Annotated in this window: 7 protein-coding genes; 6 read left to right on the top strand and 1 reads right to left on the bottom strand. The window is 37.4% G+C overall.

The genetic code is table 11. The annotated features are described in order from the left end of the window. Positions 1–86: 86 nt before the first annotated feature. The 5 genes from rpmH to VJJ26_02205 all read left to right on the top strand — a co-directional run bounded on the left by rpmH (position 87) and on the right by VJJ26_02205 (position 2,852). Positions 87–233 carry a 50S ribosomal protein L34 gene (gene rpmH, locus VJJ26_02225; protein HLC06983.1) on the top strand — a complete coding sequence of 49 codons (147 nt, stop codon included), beginning with the start codon at positions 87–89 and terminating at the stop codon, positions 231–233. Between the two features lie 23 nt (positions 234–256). Further along, positions 257–595, top strand: a complete 339-nt coding sequence (rnpA, locus tag VJJ26_02220) for a ribonuclease P protein component (protein ID HLC06982.1) — start codon at positions 257–259, stop codon at positions 593–595. A 99-nt stretch (positions 596–694) separates the two neighbouring features. Further along, positions 695–880, top strand: a complete 186-nt coding sequence (yidD, locus tag VJJ26_02215) for a membrane protein insertion efficiency factor YidD (GenBank protein ID HLC06981.1) — start codon at positions 695–697, stop codon at positions 878–880. A 10-nt stretch (positions 881–890) separates the two neighbouring features. Next, complete coding sequence (locus VJJ26_02210; GenBank protein ID HLC06980.1) at positions 891–1,493, top strand: hypothetical protein; 603 nt, start codon at positions 891–893, stop codon at positions 1,491–1,493. A 9-nt stretch (positions 1,494–1,502) separates the two neighbouring features. Then, positions 1,503–2,852, top strand: coding sequence for an SPFH domain-containing protein (locus tag VJJ26_02205; protein ID HLC06979.1), 1,350 nt, complete (start codon positions 1,503–1,505; stop codon positions 2,850–2,852). A gap of 70 nt (positions 2,853–2,922) precedes the next feature. On the opposite strand, the gene VJJ26_02200 is transcribed toward VJJ26_02205, so the two are convergent. Next, entirely contained in the window at positions 2,923–4,323 is a 1,401-nt protein-coding gene (locus tag VJJ26_02200; protein HLC06978.1) for a PhoH family protein, read from the bottom strand. A 656-nt stretch (positions 4,324–4,979) separates the two neighbouring features. On the opposite strand from VJJ26_02200, the gene thrS reads away from it, so the two are divergent. Then, positions 4,980–6,683, top strand: a complete 1,704-nt coding sequence (gene thrS / locus VJJ26_02195) for a threonine--tRNA ligase (protein ID HLC06977.1) — start codon at positions 4,980–4,982, stop codon at positions 6,681–6,683. Positions 6,684–6,686: the final 3 nt, after the last annotated feature.

The raw sequence follows: 6,686 nt of genomic DNA, 5'->3' as shown, positions 1-6,686 counted from the left end.
AATTTATTTGGATTTGAGCAATAATTTGAAATAATACTGTTTTTGCTTTAGAATATAAGATATATGAAATTATTACGGAGAAGTTTATGTCATTAACGGTTTTTAAAAAAAGTAATCTAAAACGTCGCAGAAAACATGGCTTTCTTAAAAGAATGAGCACAAAAGATGGTAGAAAAATCATCAATCGTCGCCGTTCTTCAGGTCGCAAACGTTTAGCGCCAAGCAAGTACTAAAAATATTGTTTTTGGGTAATTATATGCCGAGCATAGCAAAAAAGATCTCAAAGTTTACCAAGCGTGAAATTGATTATCTTTTTCAACATGCTCGGCGTGTTATTAGAAATGGTGTTTGCACCATTTTGCTTGCACCGCGACAGTGCGAATTTGGCAGAGTTCTTATCATTACATCCCGAAAAGTAGGGAATGCTCCCGAGCGTAACTTGATTCGTCGGCGCATAAAAGCAATCTTCTATGAAGAAAAATTGTTTGATCGTAACTTTGATTGTGTTGTTATAGCACAGAAAAAACTTACAGAACTGTCCTTTGATCAACTGAAAACTCTTATCCTTGATGCATATACCCCTAAACTTAAGTAATTTTTTCCCTTTTGAAGACAAAAACACTCAGGGCGAGCGGAGGGGGATAGTTTTTATTGTGGGTTAAGACATTCTCTGCAGTGTAGGGGTAGGTTCTTAATGCGTATTCTCAATAAAATAGTTATTTTTTTAATTATCGGAATTCGTCCATTATTTGGCACTGCTCATTGCAAGTATGCTGTTAGTTGTACAAAATTTGCGGCTATTGCGTTGCAAGAGAATAGGTTGTTGCCAGCTCTGTGGGCAATCATAAAGCGTTTGTGTTCGTGTGGACCATGGTTTTAAGGGAGGCATTATGTTTATTTCTGTAATCTCTTTTTTAAAAGAAGCGCCTGGTCTTGTTTTTTGGGCAAGTGCTCTTTTTGGGACAGTGCTTTTTATTTTGCGTTTATGCGCAACAATAATTGATGGTTTTAGTGAAGAATTGCATGAGAGCGATGACATGATGATTGAAGATGCAGATAAGTATCATCATCACACTGGTTCATTTAAATTATTTACGCTGCATTCTATTTCAGGCTTTTTTATGATGTTTGGATGGGTTGGTCTTGCATGTGCTAAGCAGCTGCACTGTAGCCAGCATATAGCAATATTATTTTCTTTTATTGCTGGTTTTGTAACAATGCTTCTCACGGCGCTTATTTTTAAATGGTCACAATTATTAGTTAGTTCTGGTACGCGTTTTGATATAGAAAAAACAGTAGGTATGGTGGGGACGGTGTATCAGCGTATATCCCACAAGGGACAAGGGAAAATTCAACTCGTTGTTGATGGTGTAACACGAGAGCTCCTTGCTCAATCGCATGATAATCACAGCATAGAATCATTTTGCTCTGTTGAAGTGGTTGGTGTGCTGGATTATGAAACAGTTTTGGTTAAAAGAATTACTCTATTGTGAGGAATTGATATGGTTGATTTTATTGTTATTGCTTCAGCGGCTTTTGCGTTATTTATTTTTTTTACATTGTGCTTTCTTGCAAGTTGTTATAAACGATGTCCTTCTAACAAAATTTTAGCGGTATATGGAAAGATTTCTGGCGAACAATCAGTTAAGTGTTACCATGGTGGTGGTGCATTTATTTGGCCACTTATCCAAGATTATGCGTTTCTTGATTTAACACCCATGACGTTACATATTCCACTTAAATCTGCGTTATCTCAACAAAACATTCGTATTAATGTGCCAAGTACTTTTACTGTTGCTATTGATACGACGCAAGAAGCAATGAATAATGCAGCAGTGCGTTTGCTTACCTTGACGCGTAAAGATATCGAGATGATGGCGATTGAAATTATTATTGGTCAGCTGCGTTTGACAGTTGCATCATTGATGATTGAAGAAATCAATCAAGATAGAGAGCGATTTTTACTAGAAATTAGAAAGCACATTGAATCAGAATTGAAAAAAATCGGGCTTATGTTGTTGAACGTTAATATTACCGATATTACTGACGAATCTGGTTACATCGAAAGTATTGGTAGAAAGTCTGTGTCTACTGCCCTCAATCAGGCGAAGGTAGATGTTGCTAACCAAGAAAAAAGTGGTGACATTGGTAAGGCGGAAGCGGAAAAAGAACGCCGTATTCAAGTTGCTACCTACAATGCTGATGCTGTTCAGGGTGAAAATGAAGCAAAAGCAAAAATTGCTGGCGTGAATGCGCAACTTTTAGAACAAGAAGCTGAAGCAGCTCAACGTGGACAAATTGCTCAGCAAAATGCATATGCTGAAATTAATAGAGCAAAAAGTATTGCTGAATTACAACGCCTTCAAGCAGAAGAAATTGTACCCAAAGAAATTGAACGTAAAAAAATAGAAATCGCTGCCGCAGCTGATGCAGCACGACAGCGCATTGAAGCTGAAGGTAAAGCATCTGCTATTTTGCAAATTAAAGAAGCTGAAGCTGAAGGTATGCGTAAAGTGTTAACAGCAAAAGCAGAAGGGTATAAACTTTTGGTTGAAGCATGTGCTAATAATAGTCAAGATGCAGCAACAATGCTGATGATTGAAAAGCTTGAAGAGATTGCAAAGCTGCAAGCAGAAGCCATTAGAAATCTTAAAATTGATAAAATCACAGTGTGGGATAGCGGTTCATTTGAAAAAGGTAGCAGTTCTACATCAAACTTTGTCAGTAGTATGATACGAGCATTACCGCCATTGCATGAAATTGCTGCTATGTCTGGTGTTAATTTGCCGTCGTATTTGGGTGATTTACAAAAAAAAGATACGGTTGTTGATGCTGATGTGCATCAAGTGTAAATGTAAGCTAATTAAAAAAAACCTGCGCTTTTAATAAGTGCAGGTTTTTCTATTTTAAAAGTGAATTTTTTTAAAGTAACTCACCTGCTAATCTACTTAATTCACTACGCTCACTGGTTGGCAGATACACAGAACCAAACATAGACTGTCCTTTAAACCGTTCACTTGCTACAACCAAACCATTACTACTGAAATCAAGATATGGTGAATCGATTTGGTATGGATCACCGGTCAAAATAATTTTACTGCCTTCACCAACACGCGTGACTAATGTTTTAATTTCATGCGGTGTTAAATTTTGTGCTTCATCAATCAAAATTAATTGATATGGAATAGTACGACCGCGCATGTACGTGATTGCTTCCAAGGCAATTTTTCCTTGATGGAGTAGGTCATCGAATGTAATGCCGTGGTTTGGTTTTTTGTGTTTATGAGGACCTTTTTTCTGTTTTTGCTTACGACCACCACCATTTTCTTCATTTTCATCTCTTTGACTAAGGCTGTTTGACTTGTTGATAGTGTGCATTATGTATTGCATGTTGTCGTAAATAGGCATCATCCAACTATGTAATTTTTCTTCTACTGTTCCTGGTAAAAAACCGATATCGCGTCCCAACGGAACTACTGGACGAGAGATGATCATGCGATCGTAGTTTTTATTAATGAATAATTGATGTAATCCTGCAAGGAGTGCTAAAAATGTTTTACCGGTACCTGCAGGACCAAATAAACAAACAAATTGAATGTTGGTATCAAGCAAAAGTTCAAGAGCCATCAATTGTTGTGGATTGCGTGGTTGTATTGGCCAATTGAAAGATGGATTAAATACAGGTCTAAATTTTTCGTTACCAATATAGCGAAAAACACGGGAATTGTGGGGGTTATTATTGCTTTCTGCCAACACAAACTCATTTTGTAGAATAAGGCCATCTTTAACAAGATGTGTTAACTGTGTAGGAAATTCGCGTTTTAATTCTACAGCAGGGACAGAAACTTTCACCCATCCTTGATAAAATTCTTCTTCACTGACGTGCTCTTTTGTGTAATCTTCTGTTGTAAGTCCAAGAGCATCTGATTTAACGCGTGCGTTAAGATCTTTAGATATGAATGTTACATCATAGCCTTGTTGCTGCATACTGAGAGCGGTGAGTAAAATTTCATTATCACCTGCGCTCATAATGATGGGAGTTTTTTTTAATATAGTGTCGTCATAAAAAAGAATTTGTAGTGTGCCACCATCATCAAGGGGAACCCCATCGCGTAGTGACCCTTCTGACCTTAGTTGATCAAGATTTCTGATTACTTCTCGCGTGTTGCGCCCACGTTCAGTTCCTTCACCTTTGAACTGATCAAGCTCTTCCAAGACAACGGCTGGTATTCCAACATGAGCACCCGTAAAGCTAAATAGGGATTTTGGGTCATGTATTAAAACGTTAGTGTCGAGGATAAAGATTTTTTTGTTTGTAGGCATCTTATCGTTCCTATGCTTTTAACCCCAACCTACACTGCGTTTCAATTGGGGACCCCCATAGATATAGGGATTTATTATTATAATTCCTACTACTACTTTAACCCCAATCTACACCATGGCCTTGCCAGCTTGTACGCGAAGTAGGCTACGTTCCGATCGGGGACCCCCACATAAACTTCAGTTCCACCCTCTTTGTTGGGACCCCCCATGTGAAAAAAATGTAACATGGGGTTTAAGACTACTCCTATTCATCAGCAGCGTAACATAGTGGTATAGCTGAAGCAACGAACGATGATAATGGGATGGCAATTCTATAACAGTCTTGTTTTTTTTAGAAATATATTTATAGTGATAATCAGGATCTTTGCGGTTTTAATACATCTATAGGATAATAAATGTATCCGTTGCTTTTAATTTTCACTGTCTGTTCTACCTTTCCTTTCACCTGTTTACCATGCACTATGTGCGGGTAAACAAATAGTTTTTTTTTGTTTATCCGCGATCAAAAATTCCCTCGTTTTTTTTGTTACTTCGTAGCGTACTGCATTATGTGGTTCCAGACAGCACTTGTTAAGAACTACATTTTTCATTGGTATGCGTTATAATTATGTTGATTTATTTAAGACTCGTAATCCCTTTTTAAAGGAACTTTTATCATGAAAGAAAAAGATTTATCCGTATTGCGGCACTCTGCTGCCCATTTGCTTGCACAGGCTGTAAAGCAGTTATTTCCCAATACAATACTGACTATTGGTCCTGCAACAAAAGAAGGTTTTTTTTATGATTTTTTACCAGAAAAGAATTTTAAAGATGAAGATTTAGTGATTATTGAAGAAAGAATGCATGAACTTTCACGTCAAAATATTCCACTCACTCATAAACAGGTTCCAAAAGATGTTGCGCGTGAATTGTACAAGGATAATCCATTTAAACTTGAATTGATTAATGATATTCCTGGTGATACTGTTGGTCTTGCAGAGCAAGGTGAATTTTATGATCTGTGCCGTGGTGGCCATGTTGCAACTACTGGTGACATTAAATATTTTAAATTGCTCCATATTTCTGGTTCATACTGGCGTGCTGATAAAGAAAATACTCCGTTGCAACGAATTACTGGAACAGCATTTTTTTCACAAGAAGATCTCGATGCGTTTATTAAACAACGTGAGGATGCAATTCAATTTGATCATCGCAGATTAGGAAAAGAATTAGATCTCTTTTCTTTTCATGATGAAGGTGTTGGGTTTCCCTTTTTCCATCCGCGTGGAATGATTGTTTTGAATGAATTGATTGCACATTTGCGCAAACTTTTGCGAAGAGCAAAGTATCAAGAAATTTCTACACCAACCATGTTGAGTGATGAATTATGGCGCAGATCAGGGCACTATCAGCATTACAAAGATAATATGTATTTTTCTATTATTGATGATCATTCATATGCACTTAAACCGATGAATTGTCCCGGTGCAATTTTAGTGTATAAAAATAGTCCGCACTCATATCGTGAATTACCATTGCGTTTGGCTGAGCTTGGTCATGTTCATCGACACGAACTTTCTGGTGTTCTGAGTGGATTGTTTAGGGTGCGAGCATTTACACAAGATGATGCACATATCTTTTGTACAAAAGAACAGATAGAACAAGAAGTTACTGATTTTATTGCATTAGTGGATGAAGTTTTAAAACCATTTGGATTTAGTAACATTACTATTGGTGTTTCAACAAAACCGGCAAAATCAATGGGCAGTGATGAATTATGGGATGTTGCAACAAAAGCGCTAGAAAGTGCACTCAACAAAGCAGGCAAATTGTACACAATTTATGAAGGCGAAGGTGCATTCTATGGTCCAAAAATAGAATTTGGCATTGAAGATTCATTAAAGCGTGTGTGGCAATGCGGTACTATGCAAATCGATTTCTTCCAACCGGAAAACTTTGATTTAAGTTACATTTCATCCGAAGGTGTAAAAGAACGTCCTGTGATGTTGCACCGCGCAATTTATGGTTCATTTGAACGTTTCTTTGGAATCATTTTAGAACACTTTAAAGGTAGATTACCGTTCTGGTTATCACCAGTACAGGTTAAGATTTTAACAATTACTGATGATCAAAAAGAATATGCGCACATGGTTGCAAATGCTTTGCTGTTCGCCGATGTGCGTGTTGAAATTGATTCATCTTCTGATCCAATTTCTGGCCAAATTAAACGTGCGCAACTTGAACGTGTGCCGTGGATGTTGGTGATTGGAAAGAAAGAAGTGGAGAATAAGACTATCACATTGCGTGATTTGGATGGCAAGCAGGAGTTTGGATTGACGCTTGAAGATGTGTTGAGTAGGGCGAAACAAGAGATAGTTTAATAT

It is taken from the genome of Candidatus Babeliales bacterium (genome assembly GCA_035288105.1).
GTDB lineage: Bacteria > Babelota > Babeliae > Babelales > Vermiphilaceae > SOIL31.
This window is presented reverse-complemented; position numbering and strand designations above follow the sequence as displayed.

Excerpts from the sequence above, each read along its gene's own strand:
- rpmH (HLC06983.1), top strand. The coding sequence starts at position 87 with ATGTCATTAACGGTTTTTAAAAAAAGTAATCTAAAACGTCGCAGAAAA.
- rnpA (HLC06982.1), top strand. The coding sequence starts at position 257 with ATGCCGAGCATAGCAAAAAAGATCTCAAAGTTTACCAAGCGTGAAATT.
- yidD (HLC06981.1), top strand. The coding sequence starts at position 695 with ATGCGTATTCTCAATAAAATAGTTATTTTTTTAATTATCGGAATTCGT.
- VJJ26_02210 (HLC06980.1), top strand. The coding sequence starts at position 891 with ATGTTTATTTCTGTAATCTCTTTTTTAAAAGAAGCGCCTGGTCTTGTT.
- VJJ26_02205 (HLC06979.1), top strand. The coding sequence starts at position 1,503 with ATGGTTGATTTTATTGTTATTGCTTCAGCGGCTTTTGCGTTATTTATT.
- VJJ26_02200 (HLC06978.1), bottom strand. The coding sequence starts at position 4,323 with ATGCCTACAAACAAAAAAATCTTTATCCTCGACACTAACGTTTTAATA.
- thrS (HLC06977.1), top strand. The coding sequence starts at position 4,980 with ATGAAAGAAAAAGATTTATCCGTATTGCGGCACTCTGCTGCCCATTTG.